Source organism: Burkholderia sp. BKH01 (assembly GCF_025685725.1).
GTDB classification, from domain to species: domain Bacteria; phylum Pseudomonadota; class Gammaproteobacteria; order Burkholderiales; family Burkholderiaceae; genus Burkholderia; species Burkholderia pyrrocinia_C.
In genome coordinates, this window is the sequence record NZ_JAOTQT010000002.1 from 506,806 (window position 1) to 525,427 (window position 18,622).

19 protein-coding genes and 1 pseudogene are annotated in these 18,622 nt (G+C 66.7%); 11 read left to right on the top strand and 9 right to left on the bottom strand.

Annotation, left to right across the window (positions count from 1 at the left end; all coding sequences use genetic code 11):
• The first annotated feature begins 21 nt into the window (after positions 1 to 21).
• Entirely contained in the window at positions 22 to 528 is a 507-nt protein-coding gene (locus OEJ37_RS05230; protein ID WP_263343409.1) for a hypothetical protein, read from the top strand.
• Here the strand turns inward: OEJ37_RS05230 and OEJ37_RS05235 are convergent.
• The 3 genes from OEJ37_RS05235 to OEJ37_RS05245 all read right to left on the bottom strand — a co-directional run bounded on the left by OEJ37_RS05235 (position 522) and on the right by OEJ37_RS05245 (position 4,177).
• Entirely contained in the window at positions 522 to 1,967 is a 1,446-nt protein-coding gene (locus OEJ37_RS05235; RefSeq protein WP_174421704.1) for a DEAD/DEAH box helicase, read from the bottom strand. The genes OEJ37_RS05230 and OEJ37_RS05235 overlap by 7 nt on opposite strands.
• Before the next feature lie 127 nt (positions 1,968 to 2,094).
• Positions 2,095 to 3,393: a c-type cytochrome gene (locus tag OEJ37_RS05240; protein ID WP_152863069.1), complete on the bottom strand. Its 1,299-nt coding sequence runs from the start codon at positions 3,391 to 3,393 to the stop codon at positions 2,095 to 2,097.
• Positions 3,394 to 3,412: 19 nt separating this feature from the next.
• Complete coding sequence (locus OEJ37_RS05245; protein ID WP_072443436.1) at positions 3,413 to 4,177, bottom strand: c-type cytochrome; 765 nt, start codon at positions 4,175 to 4,177, stop codon at positions 3,413 to 3,415.
• Positions 4,178 to 4,555: 378 nt separating this feature from the next.
• Between OEJ37_RS05245 and OEJ37_RS05250 the strand changes: the two genes are divergently transcribed.
• Positions 4,556 to 5,488 carry a CopD family protein gene (locus OEJ37_RS05250; RefSeq protein ID WP_263343411.1) on the top strand — a complete coding sequence of 311 codons (933 nt, stop codon included), beginning with the start codon at positions 4,556 to 4,558 and terminating at the stop codon, positions 5,486 to 5,488.
• 156 nt (positions 5,489 to 5,644) lie between these two features.
• Here OEJ37_RS05250 and dgoD read toward each other — a convergent pair whose 3' ends face one another.
• On the bottom strand, positions 5,645 to 6,793 hold the full coding sequence (gene dgoD / locus OEJ37_RS05255) for a galactonate dehydratase (protein WP_174421706.1): 1,149 nt from the start codon (positions 6,791 to 6,793) through the stop codon (positions 5,645 to 5,647).
• Between the two features lie 155 nt (positions 6,794 to 6,948).
• On the opposite strand from dgoD, the gene OEJ37_RS05260 reads away from it, so the two are divergent.
• Positions 6,949 to 7,632, top strand: coding sequence for a FadR/GntR family transcriptional regulator (locus OEJ37_RS05260; protein ID WP_175919337.1), 684 nt, complete (start codon positions 6,949 to 6,951; stop codon positions 7,630 to 7,632).
• 27 nt (positions 7,633 to 7,659) lie between these two features.
• On the opposite strand, the gene OEJ37_RS05265 is transcribed toward OEJ37_RS05260, so the two are convergent.
• Positions 7,660 to 7,908 (bottom strand): DUF1272 domain-containing protein, encoded by a 249-nt coding sequence (locus tag OEJ37_RS05265; protein ID WP_034178947.1) that lies wholly within the window; start codon positions 7,906 to 7,908, stop codon positions 7,660 to 7,662.
• 150 nt (positions 7,909 to 8,058) lie between these two features.
• On the opposite strand from OEJ37_RS05265, the gene OEJ37_RS05270 reads away from it, so the two are divergent.
• Positions 8,059 to 8,406 carry a GFA family protein gene (locus OEJ37_RS05270; protein WP_174421707.1) on the top strand — a complete coding sequence of 116 codons (348 nt, stop codon included), beginning with the start codon at positions 8,059 to 8,061 and terminating at the stop codon, positions 8,404 to 8,406.
• A gap of 34 nt (positions 8,407 to 8,440) precedes the next feature.
• Here OEJ37_RS05270 and OEJ37_RS05275 read toward each other — a convergent pair whose 3' ends face one another.
• Positions 8,441 to 11,548: a transglycosylase domain-containing protein gene (locus OEJ37_RS05275; RefSeq protein WP_263343412.1), complete on the bottom strand. Its 3,108-nt coding sequence runs from the start codon at positions 11,546 to 11,548 to the stop codon at positions 8,441 to 8,443.
• A 421-nt stretch (positions 11,549 to 11,969) separates the two neighbouring features.
• Between OEJ37_RS05275 and OEJ37_RS05280 the strand changes: the two genes are divergently transcribed.
• From OEJ37_RS05280 to OEJ37_RS05290, 3 genes and pseudogenes are all read left to right on the top strand, one after another.
• Positions 11,970 to 12,362, top strand: a complete 393-nt coding sequence (locus OEJ37_RS05280; RefSeq protein WP_174421709.1) for an MAPEG family protein — start codon at positions 11,970 to 11,972, stop codon at positions 12,360 to 12,362.
• Positions 12,359 to 12,574 (top strand): annotated as a pseudogene (locus OEJ37_RS05285) (porin); the annotation flags it as partial. The gene OEJ37_RS05280 and the pseudogene OEJ37_RS05285, both read left to right, overlap by 4 nt.
• A 145-nt stretch (positions 12,575 to 12,719) precedes the next feature.
• Positions 12,720 to 13,004 (top strand): PAAR domain-containing protein, encoded by a 285-nt coding sequence (locus OEJ37_RS05290; protein ID WP_174421710.1) that lies wholly within the window; start codon positions 12,720 to 12,722, stop codon positions 13,002 to 13,004.
• Positions 13,005 to 13,041: 37 nt separating this feature from the next.
• Here OEJ37_RS05290 and OEJ37_RS05295 read toward each other — a convergent pair whose 3' ends face one another.
• Positions 13,042 to 13,353 carry a cupin domain-containing protein gene (locus tag OEJ37_RS05295; RefSeq protein WP_263343413.1) on the bottom strand — a complete coding sequence of 104 codons (312 nt, stop codon included), beginning with the start codon at positions 13,351 to 13,353 and terminating at the stop codon, positions 13,042 to 13,044.
• A gap of 71 nt (positions 13,354 to 13,424) precedes the next feature.
• Entirely contained in the window at positions 13,425 to 14,108 is a 684-nt protein-coding gene (locus tag OEJ37_RS05300; protein WP_175941219.1) for a DJ-1/PfpI family protein, read from the bottom strand.
• Positions 14,109 to 14,225: 117 nt separating this feature from the next.
• Between OEJ37_RS05300 and OEJ37_RS05305 the strand changes: the two genes are divergently transcribed.
• On the top strand, positions 14,226 to 15,197 hold the full coding sequence (locus tag OEJ37_RS05305; protein WP_263343414.1) for a GlxA family transcriptional regulator: 972 nt from the start codon (positions 14,226 to 14,228) through the stop codon (positions 15,195 to 15,197).
• A 187-nt stretch (positions 15,198 to 15,384) separates the two neighbouring features.
• The gene (locus tag OEJ37_RS05310; protein WP_263343415.1) at positions 15,385 to 16,359 is read left to right on the top strand and encodes a LysR family transcriptional regulator; all 975 of its coding nucleotides are present in this window, start codon (positions 15,385 to 15,387) and stop codon (positions 16,357 to 16,359) included.
• Between the two features lie 110 nt (positions 16,360 to 16,469).
• Here OEJ37_RS05310 and OEJ37_RS05315 read toward each other — a convergent pair whose 3' ends face one another.
• Positions 16,470 to 17,243: a hypothetical protein gene (locus OEJ37_RS05315; protein ID WP_263343416.1), complete on the bottom strand. Its 774-nt coding sequence runs from the start codon at positions 17,241 to 17,243 to the stop codon at positions 16,470 to 16,472.
• Between the two features lie 453 nt (positions 17,244 to 17,696).
• Here OEJ37_RS05315 and OEJ37_RS35045 point away from each other — a divergent pair, with 453 nt between their 5' ends.
• Positions 17,697 to 17,897: a DUF1778 domain-containing protein gene (locus OEJ37_RS35045; protein WP_411859237.1), complete on the top strand. Its 201-nt coding sequence runs from the start codon at positions 17,697 to 17,699 to the stop codon at positions 17,895 to 17,897.
• Positions 17,879 to 18,580, top strand: a complete 702-nt coding sequence (locus OEJ37_RS05320) for a hypothetical protein (protein WP_263343417.1) — start codon at positions 17,879 to 17,881, stop codon at positions 18,578 to 18,580. Before OEJ37_RS35045 ends, OEJ37_RS05320 begins: the two co-directional genes overlap by 19 nt.
• Positions 18,581 to 18,622: the final 42 nt, after the last annotated feature.

An 18,622-nucleotide genomic window follows, 5' to 3' on the forward strand; every position in this document is an offset into this window, starting at 1 on the left:
CTGCACCAGGGCCACACCATCATGACCGATACCCATCGCCACGCGCTCGAACAATGGACGTTCGATGCGTGGCCGCCGGCCGTCGTATCGCTGTTCGACGGTACCGCGCTGGAGCGTCATGCCGATATCGCCGCATCGCTGATCGTCGCGACCGACGACGGCCAGTTGCGCACGACGCTGCTCGGCGTCGGTGAGATCTATGCGCGCGACGCGCGCACGCTGCTGCTGGCGCTATGGCCGCAATCGCGTGCGGCGCGCGCGATCGCGCAACGGCGCGCGGCCGCGCTGACGCTCGTCGCGGACGGCGCGTTCTTTCAGGCGCAATTGAGGATCGAGCCGCTCGAAGGCGACTTCGGCGGACTGGCCGGATTCGCTGCGACGATCGCGCACGGCGATGCGCAGCGGGTCGGTTATGCGCGTCTCGCGACAGGCGTCACGTTCACGCTGGAAGGGGAGCGCGCCGCGGTGCTCGCGCGCTGGCAACGCCAGCTCGAGCACCTGCGGCGCGCGGCCGCGCGGCTTCAGTGACCGCGTTGGCCGCTGCGCGACGAACGGTTGCGGTTCGGGTGTGCGGCGTTGCCGCTCGCGGGGCGGGCGCTGTTGCCGCCGCCCGCCGGGCGTCCGCCGTTGCCGCCGGCGCCGCCTTGCGTGCGCGGTTTCGCGGCCTTCTGCTGCGATGCCTTCGGTTGCGCGTTGGCGTCGCGCTTCGCGGCCGGCTGGCCTGAGCCGCCTGCGCGCGGCTGGCGATTGCCGCCGCCGCCACCACCGCCGCCGCGAGGTTGCTGCTGCCCGCGGCGCTGCAGGATCGGCTCCGGCTTCACGTTCGGATCGGGTTCGAAGCCCGCGATCACTTCCTGCGGAATCTCGCGCTTGATCAGCCGCTCGATGTCGCGCAGCAGCTGCTTCTCGTCGACGCACACGAGCGACACGGCTTCGCCGGTCGCGCCCGCGCGGCCCGTGCGGCCGATCCGGTGCACGTAATCCTCGGGAACGTTCGGCAGGTCGAAGTTGACGACGTGCGGCAACTGGTCGATGTCGATCCCGCGCGCGGCGATATCGGTCGCGACGAGCACCTGCAGCGTGCTGTTCTTGAACTCCGCGAGCGCGCGCGTGCGTGCCGACTGGCTCTTGTTGCCGTGGATCGCCATCGCGCTGATGCCGTCCTTCGTCAACTGTTCGGCGAGCCGGTTCGCGCCGTGCTTGGTGCGCGTGAACACGAGCACCTGGAACCAGTTGTGTTCGCGGATCAGGTGCGTGAGCAGCTCGCGCTTGCGGTCGCGGTCGACCGGGTGGATCTTCTGCGCGACGCTCTCGGCGGTCGTGTTGCGGCGTGCGACCTCGATCAGTGCGGGCGAGTCGAGCAGGCTGTCGGCGAGCGCCTTGATCTCGTCGGAGAAGGTCGCCGAGAACAGCAGGTTCTGGCGCTGCGGCGGCAGCTTCGCGAGTACGCGCTTGATGTCGTGGATGAAGCCCATGTCGAGCATCCGGTCGGCTTCGTCGAGCACGAGGATGTCGAGTTCCGACAGGTCGATCGTCTTCTGCTGCATGTGGTCGAGCAGGCGCCCCGGCGTCGCGACGACGATGTCGACACCGCGCTTGAGTGCATCGATCTGCGGATTGATGCTGACGCCGCCGAACATCACGGTCGAGCGCAGCTTCAGGTACTTGCTGTAGGCACGGACGCTTTCCTCGACCTGTGCGGCGAGTTCGCGCGTCGGCGTGAGGATCAGCGCGCGCACCGCGCGCTTCGCGCCGCGATGCTCGGCGTAGAACGTGTGCAGGCGCTGCAGGATCGGCAGCGTGAAGCCGGCGGTCTTGCCGGTGCCCGTTTGTGCGCCGGCGAGCAGGTCGCCGCCGCCGAGGACAGCAGGGATCGCCTGCTGCTGGATCGGAGTCGGCGACGTATAGCCGAGCTCGTTGACCGCCTTGACAAGCGGTTCGGCCAGGCCGAGAGATTCGAAAGACATAGATACCACTCTTGAGTTTTATGATCGGCGACACCTCGCGCGGCCCGCGCGGGGACTGGCGTCGCAAAAAGCAAAGGGGCGCGGCTGCGGTTTCCCGCAGCCGCGCCCCGTTTGCGTCACGCGTTATTTAGTCAAGCGGCGCGGAACGCAGGTCGCTCACCTGTTGGGGCGAGATCGGCGTACCGTTGTTGCCCCACGACATCCGAATATACGTTACAACGGCTGCGACTTCCTGGTTCGACAGCGACTGCGCGAACGGCGGCATGCCGTACGGACGCGGATTCTTGAACGTACTCGGCGGATAACCACCGTTCAGCACCATGCGGATCGGGTTGACCGCCGATTCCATCATGATCGAGTGGTTGCCCGCGAGCGGCGGATACGCCGGCGGCTTGCCCGCGCCGGTTTCGGCGTGGCAGGTCGCGCAGTTGTCGGCGTAGATCTTCTTGCCCTGGTCGAACAACGCGTTGCCGAACTGCTTCGACGGCTCGTACTGCATGTTCTTCGGCGCTTCAGCCTTCTGCGGGATCGACTTCAGGTACGTCGACATCGCGCGCGTATCTTCGTCGGTCATGTACTGCAGGCTGTTGTGGACCACGTCCGCCATCGGGCCGAACACCGCGCCCTTGTGCGACACGCCGGCCTGCAGCAGGTCGGACAGCTCCTGCACGTGCCAGTCGCCGAGGCCGAGTTCCTTGTCGTTCGTCAGCGACGGCGCATACCAGTTCTGCAGCGGGATCAGGCCGCCTGCGAATGCCGACGAGCTCACCGGGCCGCCCATCATGTTGATCGACGTGTGGCACATCGAGCAGTGGCCGAGGCCTTCGACGAGGTAGGCGCCACGGTTCCATTCGACCGACTTCGTCGGATCCGGCTTGTATTCGCCTTCCTTGAAGAACAGCGTGCGCCAGCCGATCAGCAGGTTGCGGTTGTTGAACGGGAACTTCAGTTCGTGCGGACGGCTCGGCACCGACACGGGCGGCACCGAGCGCAGGTACGCGTAGATCGCGTCCGAATCCGAGCGCGTGACCTTCGTGTAGCTCGCGAACGGGAAGCCCGGGTACAGCAGGCTGCCGTCCTTCGAGCGACCCGTGTGCATCGCGCGGTAGAAGTCGTCCGACGTCCACTTGCCGATGCCGTTCTGGTCGTCCGGCGTGATGTTCGGCGTGTACATCGTGCCGAACGGCGTCGCCATCGGCAGGCCGCCCGCGAACGACTTGCCGCCGCGCACGGTGTGGCACGCGATACAGTCGCCGACGCGCGCGAGGTATTCGCCCTTCTTGATCAGCGCGGCCTGGTCGGCCGGCGTGGCCGCGACGGCGGCAGCGCCGTGCAGCGTGTCGTTGCCCGGCCACAGGACCGGCACGAGGGCGGCAGCCGCGACGATCGCGACAGCCGAGAGTGCAAACAGGGACTTGCGTTTCATTGTGTCTGTCTCCCTTGCCTTATTGCGGTTCGCTGCCGCAGGCGAGCGGAGTCTTCATCGAGCGCGCCGGGGCCGGCACGGGGTTGGCGGGCGCCGGTTGCGCGGCGAGCCATGCGGTCACGGCCGTCACGTCTTCGTCGGAAAGCTTCGCCGCGATGTCGTGCATGCAATCCGGTGCCTTCGCGTGGCGGTTGCCCGAGCGCCATGCGCCGAGCTGTGCGCTCAGGTAATCGGCGTGCAGGCCGACGAGGCCCGGGATCGCCGGCTGCATGCCGGTCAGCCCTGCGCCGTGGCAGGCCACACAGGCCGGCAGCTTGCGGGACGGGTCGCCTTGCGTGACGAGCTGCTTGCCGCGCGCGAGCGTGGCGGCCGGCAGCGTCGGCTTCGCCGGCGTCGGGTACGGCGGACGTTCGGCCGAGAAGTGCTCGGCGATTTCGCGCAGGTAGTCGTCGTTCAGGTAGGTCAGCAGGTAATTCATCGGCGGGTACTTGCGCCGGCCGTCACGGAAGTTGACGAGCTGGTTGTACAGGTACTCGGCCGGCTTGCCGGCAAGACGCGGGAAGTAGTCGTTGTCCGTGCCCTGGCCGTGGACGCCATGGCATGCGGTACAGCCGCGCACGCGCTCGGCCATCGTATCGGGTGCCTTGAGCGGCGCTTGCTGGGCGTGCGCTTGCTCCGTGGGCTTGGTCTGCGCTTGGGCAGCGCTCATAAGGCCCGCTCCGCCGATCAACAGAACGGCGAGCAGCGGACGGAAGAGGCGTCTTGAAGACACACGAGACTCCATGATTATTCGTCGGGGACCTTGTCCGGGCTACGATCGGCTCGGCGCATGGACGGCAGGACAGCCGGGCTGCTGCGACGCGGCATTCTATCATCGATGGGTAATGACGGCTATTTGGCAAAAGGACAGCGGTTCCTGTCTGTTTACGACTTGCGACAATTTGACGCGTATTGCACAGCAGCGAAGTGAACCGGCGTGCGCTTTCACCATCGAAGACCGTACACTCGCGGGTCGCGCGGCGCCGCCTCCGCCGCAGGTCCAGTCGTTTCTCCCGTTTCCGGATTCATCGATGACGTTTTCTACCGTGCCGTTGCCTCGTTCCCGTTGTCTGTCCCGTTGCCGTCGCGTCGCCGGCCGGCCGTTTCCGGGAGGGTGCGCGCAATGAAGTTCGATAGCTTGTGGATCGGGCAGGTCGCGCTCGCGGCGCTGATGGACGCCACGTTCGCGATGGCGGTCGGCTCGGCGCTGCTCAAGGCGTGGCTCGGCAAGGACGGCGCGCGGCCGGTCATCGCGCCTTCGCATCCCGCGTGGCTGCGCGCGCAACATTCACTGGTCGCGGCGGCGCTGGCGCTCGTGCTCGCGGATCTCGGCTGGCTGGTCTATGAAGCCGCGACGATGAGCGGCGCGGGGCTCGGCGGCGCATTCGCCGCGATTCCCGTCGTGCTGATGCAGACGCACGCGGGCTTCGCGTGGAGCGTCGCGTTTGCGGGTGCGGTGGTGCTCGCGATCGTCGCGCTCGCGAAGCCGGACGGCCCGGTCGCGCACGCGGTGCTGTGGCTCGCGGTGATCGTGGTCGCGGCCGGCAAGGCATCGCTCGGCCATGCGGCCGATACGGGCGCGCTGTCCGCGGCGGTCGGCGTGCAGACGCTGCACCTGCTCGCGACGGCCGTGTGGGGCGGCCTCGTGCTCGCGGGCGGGCTCGCGGTGCTGCCAGCACTCGGTTCGTCGGTCGCACGCGGCGCGCTGATCCGCATCGGCCAGCAACTGTCGCGTACGTCGATCATCGCGGTCGTATTCGTGCTCGGGGCGGGCGTGCTCAATGCGGTGCGCGGGCTGGGCGGTTCGCTCGCGCCGCTCGACGGCAGCACGTGGGGGCGCGTGTTGCTGCTGAAACTGCTGCTCGTCGCGCTCGCGCTCGTGCTCGGCAGCCTGAACCGCTTCTCGGCGCTGCCGCGGCTGCGTCGCACCGCGTCGACCGAGGATGCGCACACGTTCCGCAACATCCTGCATCTCGAGGCGATGACGATGATCGGCGTGTTCGTCGCGGCCGCCGTGCTGTCGTCCAGCGTGCCGGGGTTCGCGGCGCTCGGCTGACGGCAGGTTCCGCATGGCGCGGCGCAAGGTCGCCGGCGCGTGCATGGCACGTGCCGTTCGTCGCGCCGCACATGCGAAAACGGCCGCCTGTCGGGCGGCCGCTCCGAAGTCGATGCGTATCGCGCGGGCCGCGGCCGCGCGCGATGCGCAGCGCGCTCACCACTCGGCGACGCTGCCGTCCGCGTGGCGCCACACCGGGTTGCGCCAGCGGTGGCCCGTCTTCGCCATCTCGCGCACCTTCTCCTCGTTGACGTCGATGCCGAGCCCCGGGCCCTGCGGGATCGCGACGAAGCCGTCCTCGTAGCGGAACACCTCGGGATTGCGCAGGTAGTCGAGCAGGTCGTTGCCCTGGTTGTAGTGGATGCCGAGGCTCTGCTCCTGGATGAACGCGTTGTAGCTGACCGCATCGAGCTGCAGGCACGCGGCGAGCGCGATCGGGCCGAGCGGGCAGTGCAGCGCGAGCGCGACGTCGTAGCTCTCCGCGAGCGTCGCGATCTTGCGACACTCGGTGATGCCGCCCGCGTGCGACGCGTCGGGCTGGATGATGTCCACGTAACCGCCCGCGAGGATGTGCTTGAAGTCCCAGCGCGAGTACAGCCGTTCGCCGAGCGCGATCGGCGTGTTGGTCTGGTTGACGATGTCGCGCAGCGCCTCGGCGTTTTCCGACAGCACAGGCTCCTCGATGAACATCAGCTTGTACGGGTCGAGTTCCTTCGCGAGCACCTTCGCCATCGGCTTGTGCACGCGGCCGTGGAAGTCGACGCCGATCCCGACGTGCGGGCCGACCGCGTCGCGCACCGCCGCGACGTTCGCGATCACCTGCTCGACCTTGTCGTAGGTGTCGACGATCTGCAGTTCCTCGGAGCCGTTCATCTTCACGGCCTTGAAGCCGCGCTCGACGACCGCGCGCGCATTGCTCGCGACGTCGCTCGGCCGGTCGCCGCCGATCCACGAATACACCTTGATGCGGTCGCGCACCTGGCCGCCCAGCAGCGCGTGCACCGGCACGCCGTGATGCTTGCCCTTGATGTCCCACAGCGCCTGATCGACGCCCGCGATCGCGCTCATCATGATCGGGCCGCCGCGGTAGAAGCCCGCGCGGTACATCACCTGCCAGTGATCCTCGATCAGCAGCGGGTCGCGGCCGACGAGGTAGTCGGCCAGTTCCTGCACCGCGGCCTCGACCGTGTGCGCGCGGCCTTCGACGATCGGCTCGCCCCAGCCGACGATGCCCTCGTCGGTTTCGATCTTGAGGAACAGCCAGCGCGGCGGGACGACGAAAGTTTCGAGGCGGGTGATTTTCACGATGCGAGTCTCCATGGTTGGCCGGCGCGGGCGCTCGGGCGCGGCGCACGGTCGCGTGCTTTCACGATTATCCTAGCGTAGCCGGATAAAAAATAGTATTAATAGCATTATTGTGCAGATAGTGGGCAGCCTGCACGCCGGCCCGACGGAGAACGATCATTCAACACGACCTGCATGGACAGACGGCTTTCCGGCTTGCGACGGCGATCCTGCGCGGCGACTATCCGCCCGAATCGCTGCTGCCGAGGGAGCCCGACCTGATGGAGATGTACGGCGTGAGCCGCACGGTGATGCGCGAGGCGCTGCGCACGCTGACGTCGAAGGGGCTGGTCGAATCGCGGCCGAAGGTCGGCACGCGCGTGCGGCCGCGCCATGCATGGAACCTGCTCGACGCCGACCTGCTCGACTGGTACGCGCGCGTCGCGCCGCCGCTTGCGTTCGCGCTGAAGCTGCAGGAGATGCGCGAGATGATCGAGCCGTACGCGGCCGCGCTCGCTGCGCGCGCACATACGCCGGAAGCCTTCGACGCGATCGACGACGCGGCGCGCGCGATGGCCGATGCACGCAACGTAGACGAATGGGTGCGCGCCGACCTGCGCTTTCACCTGAGCGTGCTCGCGGCGGGCGGCAACGAACTGCTGGTGCCGCTCGGCGCGCTGATCGATCGCACGCTCGAGGCGCAACTGCATCTGAATGCGCGCCGCGCGGACGTGTACAACGCGTCGCTCGCCGAGCACACGGCCGTCCGCGACGCGATCCGCGTGCGCGACGAGGACGGCGCGCGCCGCGCGATGGCGGCGCTGCTCGCGGTGACGCGCGCGCGGATCGAGATGTCGTGACGGAACGGGGCGGGCGGGGCGGCGCCGTCAGGCGGCGTTTGCGCAGCCGCCCGGCTTGTGGATGCGCTCCGTCGATGCAGGATACTTCGCGAGCAGGCTTGCCGGACGCCGCGGGCGCACGACCAGGTCGCCGCCGCAGTTCGGGCAGCGGCCTTTCAGCACGTCGTCGGCGCAGGTCGCGCAGAACGTGCACTCAAACGTGCAGATGCGCGCATCCGCCGAATCGGGCGGCAGGTCCTTGTCGCAGCATTCGCAGCCGGGGCGCAGTTCGAGCATGATGGTTTTCCTTGGTTGGGGAGGGTCGGGACGGGCCGCCGGACATTGCGTGCGGCGCATGTGCGCGCTACTGTACCCGCTTGAATCGGCCTGGCCAACGGCGTCCGTCCGGGCGCCGCCGACGCGCACGGTCCGCACCGGGAGACGACCATGCTTTATCGCGGAAGCTGTCACTGTGGCGACGTGAAGTTCGAAGTGGAAGGCGACCTGCAGGGTGTGATGGCGTGCAACTGCTCGATCTGCCAGCGCAAGGGTGCGCTGATGTGGTTCGTGCCGCGCGACCACATGAAGCTCCTCACGCCCGATGAGAATCTCGCGACCTACCTGTTCAACAAGCACGTGATCAGGCATCGCTTCTGCAAGCGCTGCGGGATGCAGCCGTTCGCCGAGGGTGTTCATCCGAACGGTACCGCGATGGCCGCGATCAACGTACGCTGCCTGGAGGATGTCGACCTCGACACGCTGCCCGTCACGCACTACGACGGCCGCTCGCACTGAGCGGCGTGCCGTCGCGTGAACGTACGCGCAGCGGTCAGGAAGGTTGCGCCGCGGCGGCGCCCGGCGCGGGCATTTCCGCCTGCGGCGCGGGGGCCGCGGCGTGCGTGCCGGTGGCGGCCGGACGTTCGATCAGCGGCGCGAGCGCCGGCGCCATCGACTTCAGCAACTGCACGGCCATCGCGCTCGTGAAGTCGTAGCGCGCCGCATACGGTTCGTGCGCGGTTGCCGTCAGCACCCCGAAGAACCGATCGCCGATCACGAACACGAACGTGCCGCTGCGGTTCACCTTGCGCGACTCGATCAGCCGCGCGCCACGTGCGTAGACGTTGAAGCGCTGGTCGCCCGTGCCCGTCTTGCCGTATACCGCGAGCGTCTTGCCGTCGGGCAGCGTGAAGCCGCCCGCGAGGCGGCGCGCGGTGCCGTTGAGCACGACGTCGCGCAGCAGCGTGCGCGCCACGGTGACGATTTCCGGCGACAGCGTCGGCTGCGGCTGCGCGGCCGCGCGCACGAAGCGCGTCTCGTACGGCGTGCCCTTCGCGAAGTCGAGCCGCGTGATCGTCTCGGTCGGCGCTTTCTGGCCATCGTTCGCGATCAGGCCGATCAGTTTCGCGAGCGCGTCGGGCTGGTCGCCCGATGCGCCGATCGCGGCCGCGTAGGACGGCGTGACTTCCGCGAACGGGTAGCCGAGCGCGCGCCACGACTTCGTGATCTCCGCGTACGCGCGCAGCTCGACCATGCGGCGGATGCGCCGGTCCTGGGTTGCGTGGTAGCGCGTCTTGTACAGCCACGAATACGTGTAGAAACGCGCATCGCGGCTCTCGCGCTGGACCTCGCCGAGCGACGCGGCAGGGTGCGCGCGCAGGTAGTTGAGCGTCCACAGCGCGAGCGGGTGCACGCTCGCGATATAGCCGCGATCGTTGAGGTTGAAGCGGTCGATCGCGTATTTTGCGTAGAGCGCGGCGAGATCGTCGTCGGACAGCGTCGCGGCCGGCGTGCCCTTCAGTTGCGCGCGCATCTGCGTATCGAACCACGCAAGCGATTCGTTCGGCGCGACGCTGCGCAGCACCGTCGCGATCTTCGGCGGCGACTTGCGCACGTCGTGCAGCAGCAGCGCGAGCGCGTCGTCGGGCGCCTTGCCCGCATAGCGCGTGTAGTAGCGCTTCACGTAGACCTGGCTTTCGCCGTCGACGAACTGCTGCAGGTAATGCCGGCGCTGCTCGGGATCGCCGAGCCACGACGTCGACGGGCCGGCCGCCTGCAGCGTCTCGTAGTGGACGATGTCGCGCATCAGCCTGACGAACACGAGGTTGACCGAATGCTCGAACGCCGCGTGCAGCGTCAGGATGCGGCCGTTGTCCGACTTCTCGAAGTTCGAGAATACCTGCGCGCCGCCGCCCGTGTAGAACACGTCGGGGCTCGCCGAATACTTGCGTTCGACGGCCGCGTCGAGCATCGCCTGCAGCGAGCGGTCGCGCGTATGCGACAGATAGTCGAGCGCCCAGCGCGACAGCCCGTCGGCCGGGTCGGGCTTCACGCGGGCCAGCTCCGCGTTCGACAGGTTCGCATAGCGTGCATGCAGGTCAGAGACGATCTGCAGGTACGTGATCAGCGTGCGCAGTTTCGCGGTCGAGCCGAGGTTGATGCGGCCGCCGCGATTTACGTCGAACGGCTCGTTCACGCTGTCGGTCTGCACGCGCAGCATGTTCGCGCCGTTGCGGCGTTCGTACAGCGTGAAGCTGTACGTCAGATGCGACGGGTCGTCCTTCGGCGCGAGCATCTCGTAGCCGTAGAGGCCGGCGGCCTGCGCGCCGTCGCGCGTCGACGCCTTCGCGAGCCGCTCGGCGACGGCCTGCTGCACGCCGTTGTCGAGCGTGCTCGTGGCCTCCAGGTCGAACTGGTCGAGCTGGTACACGTCGCTGATGCCGAGGGCCGACAGCAGCGACGCGCGCGCGGACGTCACGGCCTTGCGCGACACGAACGACTGCACCTGCGCGGCGGCCGGCGGCGCGCTGCGTTCGATTTGCGCGGACAGCGCGGCATCGCGCAATGCAGGCGAGATCACGCCGCCGTTCGACAGCAGCCGCAGGTAGCTGTCGGTCAGCCGCTGCAGTGCCGGATAGCCGCGGTTGAGGAAGTACGACGGCGCGCGCTGCGCGATGATCAGCGACAGCACCTCGCGGAACGTCTTGCCCTGTTCGTCGACGTTGTCGCCGGTCGTCGGCGCGGACAGGACCCGGTTCACGTCGTTGAAGTCGCGGCCGTACCATGCGGCAAGACCGTCGCCGATGCCGGTGATTTCGCCGATGTGCGGCCGCGCTGCGAGCGGCACCGAGTTCAGGTAGCGCACGACGATCGTGCGGCGCGCGAGCATCGTCTGCGGGCCGTTCAGGTACGCGCGGACCGATGCGGACGCGATCTGCCGCAGCTTTTCCGGCGGCGTCGCGGTGCGGCCCTCGGGCGAATGGCGGAACTTCTCGATCTGTGTCGCGAGTGTGCTGCCGCCCGGGCGCGCCTGGTGACGGTTGACGACGTGCAGCGCCTGGTCGGCGAGCGCGCGGCCGAAGCGCCCCCAGTCGATCGCCGGGTTGCGGTTCGGTTCGTTCGCGTCGAGCAGGTAGCGATCCTCGATGAACAGCAGCGAATCGACGACCACGCGCGGCACCGTGTCGAAGTCGGCGTAGACGCGCTGCGGGAACACGGTCGTGAACAGTGGCGCGCCGGTCGAATCGAACAGCATCAGGCCCGCCTGGTCTTTCTCTTCGTAAGGGAGGAACAACCCGCGATCGCCGAGCGACAGCATCCGCTGCGAATCGCGCGCCTGTTTGCCGACGACGAAGCCGCGCGCGAGCAGCCGCTCCTGGAACGACGGAATCATCGCGTAGCCGAGGCGCTGGTCGTAAGGGCCGCTCGCGGGGAAGCGGATATGATCGCTCGGGCCCGTTTCGACCGTGTAGCCGACATCGCGGGTGAGCTCGGACAGGTAGCGCGCCTGCAGCCGGGACGTTTCGATTTCGGTCTGCACGAGTCGCGCAACGATCGCCAGCGCGATCACCAGCGCGGCCAGCAAAGACCACTTGACCCACGTCCAGACCGATGCGAGACCGGTCACGCGCGGCAGGATACGATTCAGCGGCCGATTCATGGCGGCGTCTCCCTGAAGGCGCGGGCTCCGGCCGCACCCCATTAAGGATTAGTGTAGTCCTCAACCGCGTGCTGCCAAGGGCGGTTCACTACCGAGATGCGCCGACGCAACGCACGTGCCTGTGACGCGCGGCAAGCGGCGTTGCGGTGCGGCGGCGAGCGCCGTCGCGGGCTAACGTTTGCGCGTTCCGCGCCGAAGCGTCCGCGTGACAAGGGTGTCGGCGCGCAGGCTCGGGCGGCCGGGCAGGCGGTCGATGCACCGGTTTCGTGCGCTGCGGTATCGCGGCAATTCGGGCCGGATCCTGTTCGTGAAATCGCGGGCGGCGCGCGACGACGCTACGGTTTTCCGCGATAGCCGCGCGCGCCGGCCGCGGGTACGATCGCCGGATCTGCGGCGCATTTCCGCTTTCGCCGGGAGTCCCATGCCGATCCATCCCGTCGCGCTCGTTTGTACGGCCATCCTCGGGCTGCTGCTGTTCGGGCTCGGGCTTGTCGTGTCCGCCACGCGCTTTCGGTGCACCACCGGATCCGGGTGCGTGTCCGATCCGACGAACGCGTTGCACAAGGTCGTGCGCGCGCACGGCAACACGGCCGAATACGCGCCGTTTCTCGCGGTGCTGTTTCTCTATTTCGGCGCACACGATCCGTCGCGCGCGATCCTGTCGCTGATCGTCGCGGCGACCGCGTGCCGCTGCCTGCTCGTGATCGGATTGCTCGCGTGGCCGACGATGGCCAGGCCGAATCCCGTGCGTTTCATCGGTGCGCTCGGCACGTATCTGTGCGGCGCCGCGCTGTGCATTGCGCTGTTCGTCTGAACGGCGCCGACGGCGCGACGTATCACCAGGTTGCGGCAGGGCTCGATGACTTCCTGTCGAAGCGCACCGACGTGAATCTGACTGCCGTCTACCAGCGCGCGTCGGGCACCGACTCGACGGGGCGGGCGGCGGTCGCCGCGATCAACGGTCCAGGCGCGTCCGCGAACGACCGCTGGTTCGAGGCGCGGATCGGCATGCGGCACAAGTTCTGACGGGCGCGGCCGCGGCGAACGGCATGCGGCCGCCGCGGGCGGTGATATGCTCGCGGGACGCCCGCGACCGACGGGCGGATTCCGATTGCCCGTGCGCGGCCACGCTGCCGCGCGGCGCGGCGTTTCCGAGGGAAGAACCGACATCATGAGCCGCAAATTCATTCTGAAGGGCGACACGACCGACCACGGCGGCGTGGTGCTCGAGGGGATCGCCAATTCGTCGTTCGACGGGCGCGAACTCGCCTATCTCGGCGCGCCCGTGTTCTGTGCGGCGTGCAAGACGACGGGCGTGATCGTGTCGGACGGCGGCGAGCGGACGATGACCGTGATGGGCAAGGTCGTCGCGCTCGAACACGACCTGTGCCAGTGTCTGTGCACGCCGCAGCCGAAACTGATCCCGTCGCAGGGCACGGGCACGATCTCGGGGTAAAATCCGCCGCGCGGCATCGGCGCACAGCCGCTCGCCGTCAGACGCTGCCTTCCGTCTCGATCACGAGGATGCGCGCTTCGCCGAGCGGATGCGCGACGTGCTCGGTGCCGGCCGTCGCGTGGAAGACGTCGCCGGTCTCGAGCACGGTTGCGTGCTCGATGCCCGCGACGCGGTAGCGCATCTCGACGCGACCGTCGAGCACCGCAAACACTTCCTCGCCGTCGTTCACATGCCATCGATACGGCTGGTCGGTCCAGTGCAGCCGGACCGTGATGCCGTTCAGGTTCGCGATGTCGAGCGCCCCCCACGGGCGGTCCGCGGTGAACGCCGCGCTGCGGATGATGTTCATCGATATGTTCTCCGGCGCGAATGCGCGTCGTTTTCCAGTCAGTTTCCCCGCACCCGCACTTCCGTCTGCATTCAGCGCGACACCGCGCAAAGCGCCTGCTCGATTATCTGCTTGCGCTTCGCGAAGCCGGCCGCCGAACGCTCGGTGACACGCTTCACGACCGATGCCGGCGCGGTGTCGGGCGAGCCGGCATCGAACGGCGGCGCGGGTGCGTATTCGAGCTGAAGCTGGATCGCCTGCGCCTCTTCGTCGCCGGCCAGCTCCGCGGCGATCGTCAGCGCGAAGTCGATGCCGGCCGTCACGCCGCCGCCGGTGATCAGGTTGCCGTCGCGCACGACACGCTCGCGCACGGGCACCGCACCCAGCGGTTCGAGCAGCGCGTGGAACGCCCAGTGCGTCGTCGCACGCCGACCGCGCAGCAGGCCGGCCACGCCGAGCAGCAGCGCGCCCGTGCAGACCGACGTCACGTAGCGCGCGGTAGCCGCGCGCTGCTGCACGAACGCGATCGTTTCGGCGTCGAGCAGCAGGTCGTTGATCCCGATGCCGCCCGGGACGCAGATCACGTCGAGCGGCGGGCAATCGTCGAACGTGCAGGTCGGCGCGAGCGCGAGGCCGCTGCTCGACGCGACGGCATCGCGCGACTTCCAGACCAGGTGGACAGTTGCGTCGGGCAGCGACGCGAGCACGTCGTGCGGGCCGGTGAGATCGAGTTGCTGGACGCCGGGAAACACGAGAAGACCGATATGCAGGGTCATGCGAAGACTCCGGGTGAAAGAGGAACGCGCCGTTGCCGGCACACGATGGACAGATCGATTCTAGGCGCGTAGTGTCTGGCGAAATTGCCATATCACCCACGTTTTCAGCCAATCGCCATGCCTGCCGTTCCGCGCTCGATCCTGGTCCTCGCGTTCCCCCGCGCGCAATTGCTCGACGTGACGGGGCCGCTGCAGGTGTTCGCATCCGTCAACGAACTCGCGCTGGAGCGCGGGCAGCCGGCGCCGTATGCGCCGCGTGTCGTCGCGGCCGACGCCGGGCCCATCGAGACATCGTCGGGCCTTGTCGTGATGGCCGAGTCGCTCCGTTCGGCCGCGCGCCGTCCCGATACGGTGATCGTCGCCGGCGGCAAGGGCGTGCACGCGGCATCGCAGGATGTCCGGCTGGTGCGCTGGGTGCGGCAGCAGGCGGAGCGTGCGCGGCGCGTTGCGTCGGTTTGCACCGGCGCGTTCCTGCTCGCCGAGGCCGGCCTGCTCGATGGGCGGCGCGCGGTCACGCACTGGGCGCGCTGCGGCGAATTCGCGGCGCGCTACCCGAACGTGCGAGTCGAAGCCGATCCGATCTTCATCCGCGAAGGCGCGCTGTGGACGTCGGCCGGCGTGACGGCCGGCATCGATCTCGCGCTCGCGCTGGTCGAGGAGGATCTCGGCCGCGCGACCGCGCTCGACGCCGCGCGCGAACTCGTCGTGTTCCTCAAGCGTCCGGGCGGACAGGCGCAGTTCAGCGCGATGCTGTCGATGCAGCGCACCGACGACCGCTTCGGCGAACTGCATGCGTGGATGGCCGAGCACCTGGCGGCCGACCTGTCGGTGCCCGCGTTGGCCGAGCGCGTGCGCATGAGCGAGCGCAGCTTCGTGCGCCACTATCGCGCGGAAACCGGGCGCACGCCCGCGCGCGCGGTCGAGCAGATCCGCGTCGAGGCCGCGCAGCGCCTGCTCGGCGAAACGACATGGCCCGTCAAGCGGATCGCCGCGCGATGCGGATTCGGTTCGGAGGAGACGTTGCGGCGCAGCTTCGTGCGTGTGCTGGGCGTGTCGCCGCAGACGTATCGGGAGCGGTTCGTGCGGTAGGTTCGTGCGATAGCGCGCGGCGCGCGATCGGGGCCGGTGCGGTTGCCGTCTGGAACTGAACGAAAACCGATCGTTTTCCAGTGCGAAACGCCGAGACTATTCAGGGTTGGAGAACAATGGGTGGGGGCTTGTGCCGTGCCCGCCGCGCGCTCTATTCTGTCCTGTTGGCGATTCGAAGGGGGGCAGCATGGACCGAATCCAGGCAATGGAAGTTTTTACCCGCGTGGTCGACGCGAACAGCTTTACGCGCGCGGCCGACACGCTCGCGATGCCGCGCGCGTCGGTGACGACCATCATCCAGAATCTCGAGGCGCTGCTCGGTGTGCGCCTGATGCACCGGACCACGCGCCGGCTGTCGCTGACGCCGGAAGGCGCCGCGTACTACGAGCATTGCATGAAGATCATCGCGGAGATCGCGGAAGCCGACGCGAGCTTCCAGACCGGCAACCGCAAGCCGAGCGGCGTGTTGCGTGTCCACATGCCGAGTTCGCTCGGGCGGCGCATCGTATTGCCGTCGCTGTCGATTTTCCGGCAGCGCTATCCGGACATCACGCTCGAGCTGGGGCTTTCCGACCGCTACGTGGATCCGATCGAGGAGGGCATCGACTGCATGATCCGGGTCGGGCCGCTCGAGGATTCGTCGATGGTCGCGCGGCGGATCGGGATGCTGAAGCGCGTGACCTGCGCGTCGCCCGATTACGTCGCGCGTCACGGCGAGCCGCACGAGATTGCCGATCTCGCCGAGCATCATGCGGTGAATTTCCGTTCGAGCCACGGCGCGCGTGCGATTCCGTGGGTGTTCATGATCGACGGCAAGCCGGTCGAGGTGCGGATGAGCGGGGAGGTCACGGTCAACGATTCGGATGCCTACGTGACGTGCGGGCTCGAAGGGTTCGGGATGATTCAGCCGACGCTGTTCATGGTGCTGCCGAACCTGCTCGACGGATCGCTGGTCGAGGTGCTGCCGGACTGCAATCCGAAGCCGAAGCCGATCTCGATCGTTTATCCGCACAATCGCCATTTGTCGCAGAAGGTGCGTGTGTTCGCCGACTGGATCGCGGAGGTGTTCGAGTCGACACCGGCGCTGGAGGGTGGGGAGAACTGGCGCGGGAAGGTGCGGGGAAAGGCGCCGGAGGAGCGGCGTGGGGCGGTGGCGGCGTAGGACGTCGGGACGAGGCCGGGCCGCCGTGTCGTTGGTCGCTTCGGCATCCGGCCTGTCGGAAAGACCGGATGCCGATGACGCGACTGTCGGTGCGCTTCGTGTGACGCCGCCTACCAGCGGATGGTGTATGGGTTGGTACCGAGTCCCCAGTGTCCGTTGTCGTCCCGCTCAAGGAGAATCCCCTTGTGTGCCCAACCATCCTTTTCAGGAAAAAACGACAAGGAGTTCATGAGTTCCGGGTCCGTCAGCCACGGTGTGGCGCGTTCATCCGGCTTCCACAGGAAATTGACCCACGAAACCAGATGCGGGTTGTCATCGAACGGATTTTTGGACGGCTCCATGAATTTCTCCACGCCTCCGTATATAACGTGCGCGCAGAACAGATTCGCCATGTGCAGCACATGTCCTCCGGGGGATGACCCATCGGTCGTCTCGAATTCTTCGTACCGATAGAACGACTTCCCGAAAGGCGTTAGCTCGATATGGCTTAAAGGAACATTTTTGTCAGTCGACTCGTAGTCCGGGTTTCTAACGGTCGGCGTTCCTCTACCTGCATCGAATTTCACGGTAATCAGGCCGCGGTCGATTAACGCCTGCACATCTTTTCTCACCACGCCGTCTACTCGCAGTAAATTCTTCGCATTGACATCGGCTGGAAGCTCGGTGCCGGTCAGGCTGACGCAGGCGTCTGTCGGAGCCGTGTTCTTGTCCTCGAGCGCGACTTTCAGAATCTCGTCGATCTCGCTTTTGTCCAGGCCGCCTTGCGATGAAATGAAGCGCACTCCAACGAGTACTGCCGCTGCGACCACGACGCCAGCCGCCAGCCAACGCATTCTCGCGCGTCCGCGATGCTTGTCGCTGTTCGAATCCTTGTGTTCCGTCATTTGATTCTCGTTACCTTCGTTGGCGATTCGATCCGATTGCCGGGGTGCGAATCAGGATTGGGATTTTTTGTACACGAGATGCCCGGGAAGCTCGGTGTGGCGAGCGTTGATATTAGAGGTTCTTTCGCACGTAAATGCGATTGGATGTCGGCTGCGGCGAAGCTGGCGGAGATCGCTCACGAATTTGCGTCCTTCGGGCGAAAGCCGGGACCGGCAAGACGGGTGGACGCGGAAGATGGCGAGGTGATTGTGCTTGCCGGCCTAGACGAAGAAACTGTTTCGGACGGACGATCTGGACCTTTCTCGTGGCTCAATCTGTCGCGATCCTTCAACTCAAGGAAGACCCAGTTACTTGTGCTTCTGGAATTTCGCCGGTTATAGTCCAGACGATAGGGGTGAGCAACTTTCGCGTGCGAAAGTTCTTGTCGGCTCACAGTCCGATTCGGGCTGACCATGGAAATAGTCGAAACGATTATGCTCTCCCGCGAGGATCAATCAGTTCTCGTAGAGGCACTGTTGAACCCGCCGGAGCTTTCTCCGGCGTTGCGGGGCGCAATGATCCGCTATGCTCAACTGATAGTGGAGTCTTTCGCGCGCGAAAGTCAACGATCCTGTCTCGGGGGGGGGGGGGGGCTATGGAGCGTCGTGTCGTAGGCCATATCGATTTGGTGCTATTTGTGGCGCTGGTGGCTTTCGGCGGGTATGTCATTGTGTGTAAGCCATGGGGGATTGGGACTGATGAGTCTGCTGCCGCGGCTCTCGCGGGAGCCCTGTTTGGCGGTGCCGCAGTGCTGCTGGGAAACTGGATCAATCGAGCCAATGACCGATTCAAAGCTGCGCGTGAAGAAGCTGGTCAGCTTGAAAAGTTGAAAATAATCATTGCCGCCGAACTGGTCGATGTTGCTGCTGGGTTGCTGAGCGCCAAAGAGTTGGTTGATTCGGCGATCGCCAGCTTGCGGGCAGGCGGTCCCGTAGCGGAAGCGCTAGATATGAGCGCATATCGACCGCGTCAAATGCCCTTCACCGATGATCTTGGAACGAAATTGCTTATCCTTGAGAAGGGAGCGATAGACGCAATCGTTACTTTACGGTCGAACCTAGAGGTTACGCGGAAGAGCATGGACGACGTTACGGCAGGAGCGCGATTCGGCTTACTGAAAGCTACTTCACTTTCAGATGGCATAGGTCGCGACATGAAGGTTTTGGCCGAAACGATCTCCTACATTGCTCCGAATAGGAGGTTGTTGTTGGGGGATGCTGAACCGGAGCTTGTCACTGAAATTCTGAAGCGCAAAGCGAAGCCACCAGTCGATGATCGGAGGCCCGCTGCTCGATAGGGATTCGGGGGCATTGCTGGTAGTTGCTCGCGTTGGTTGTCG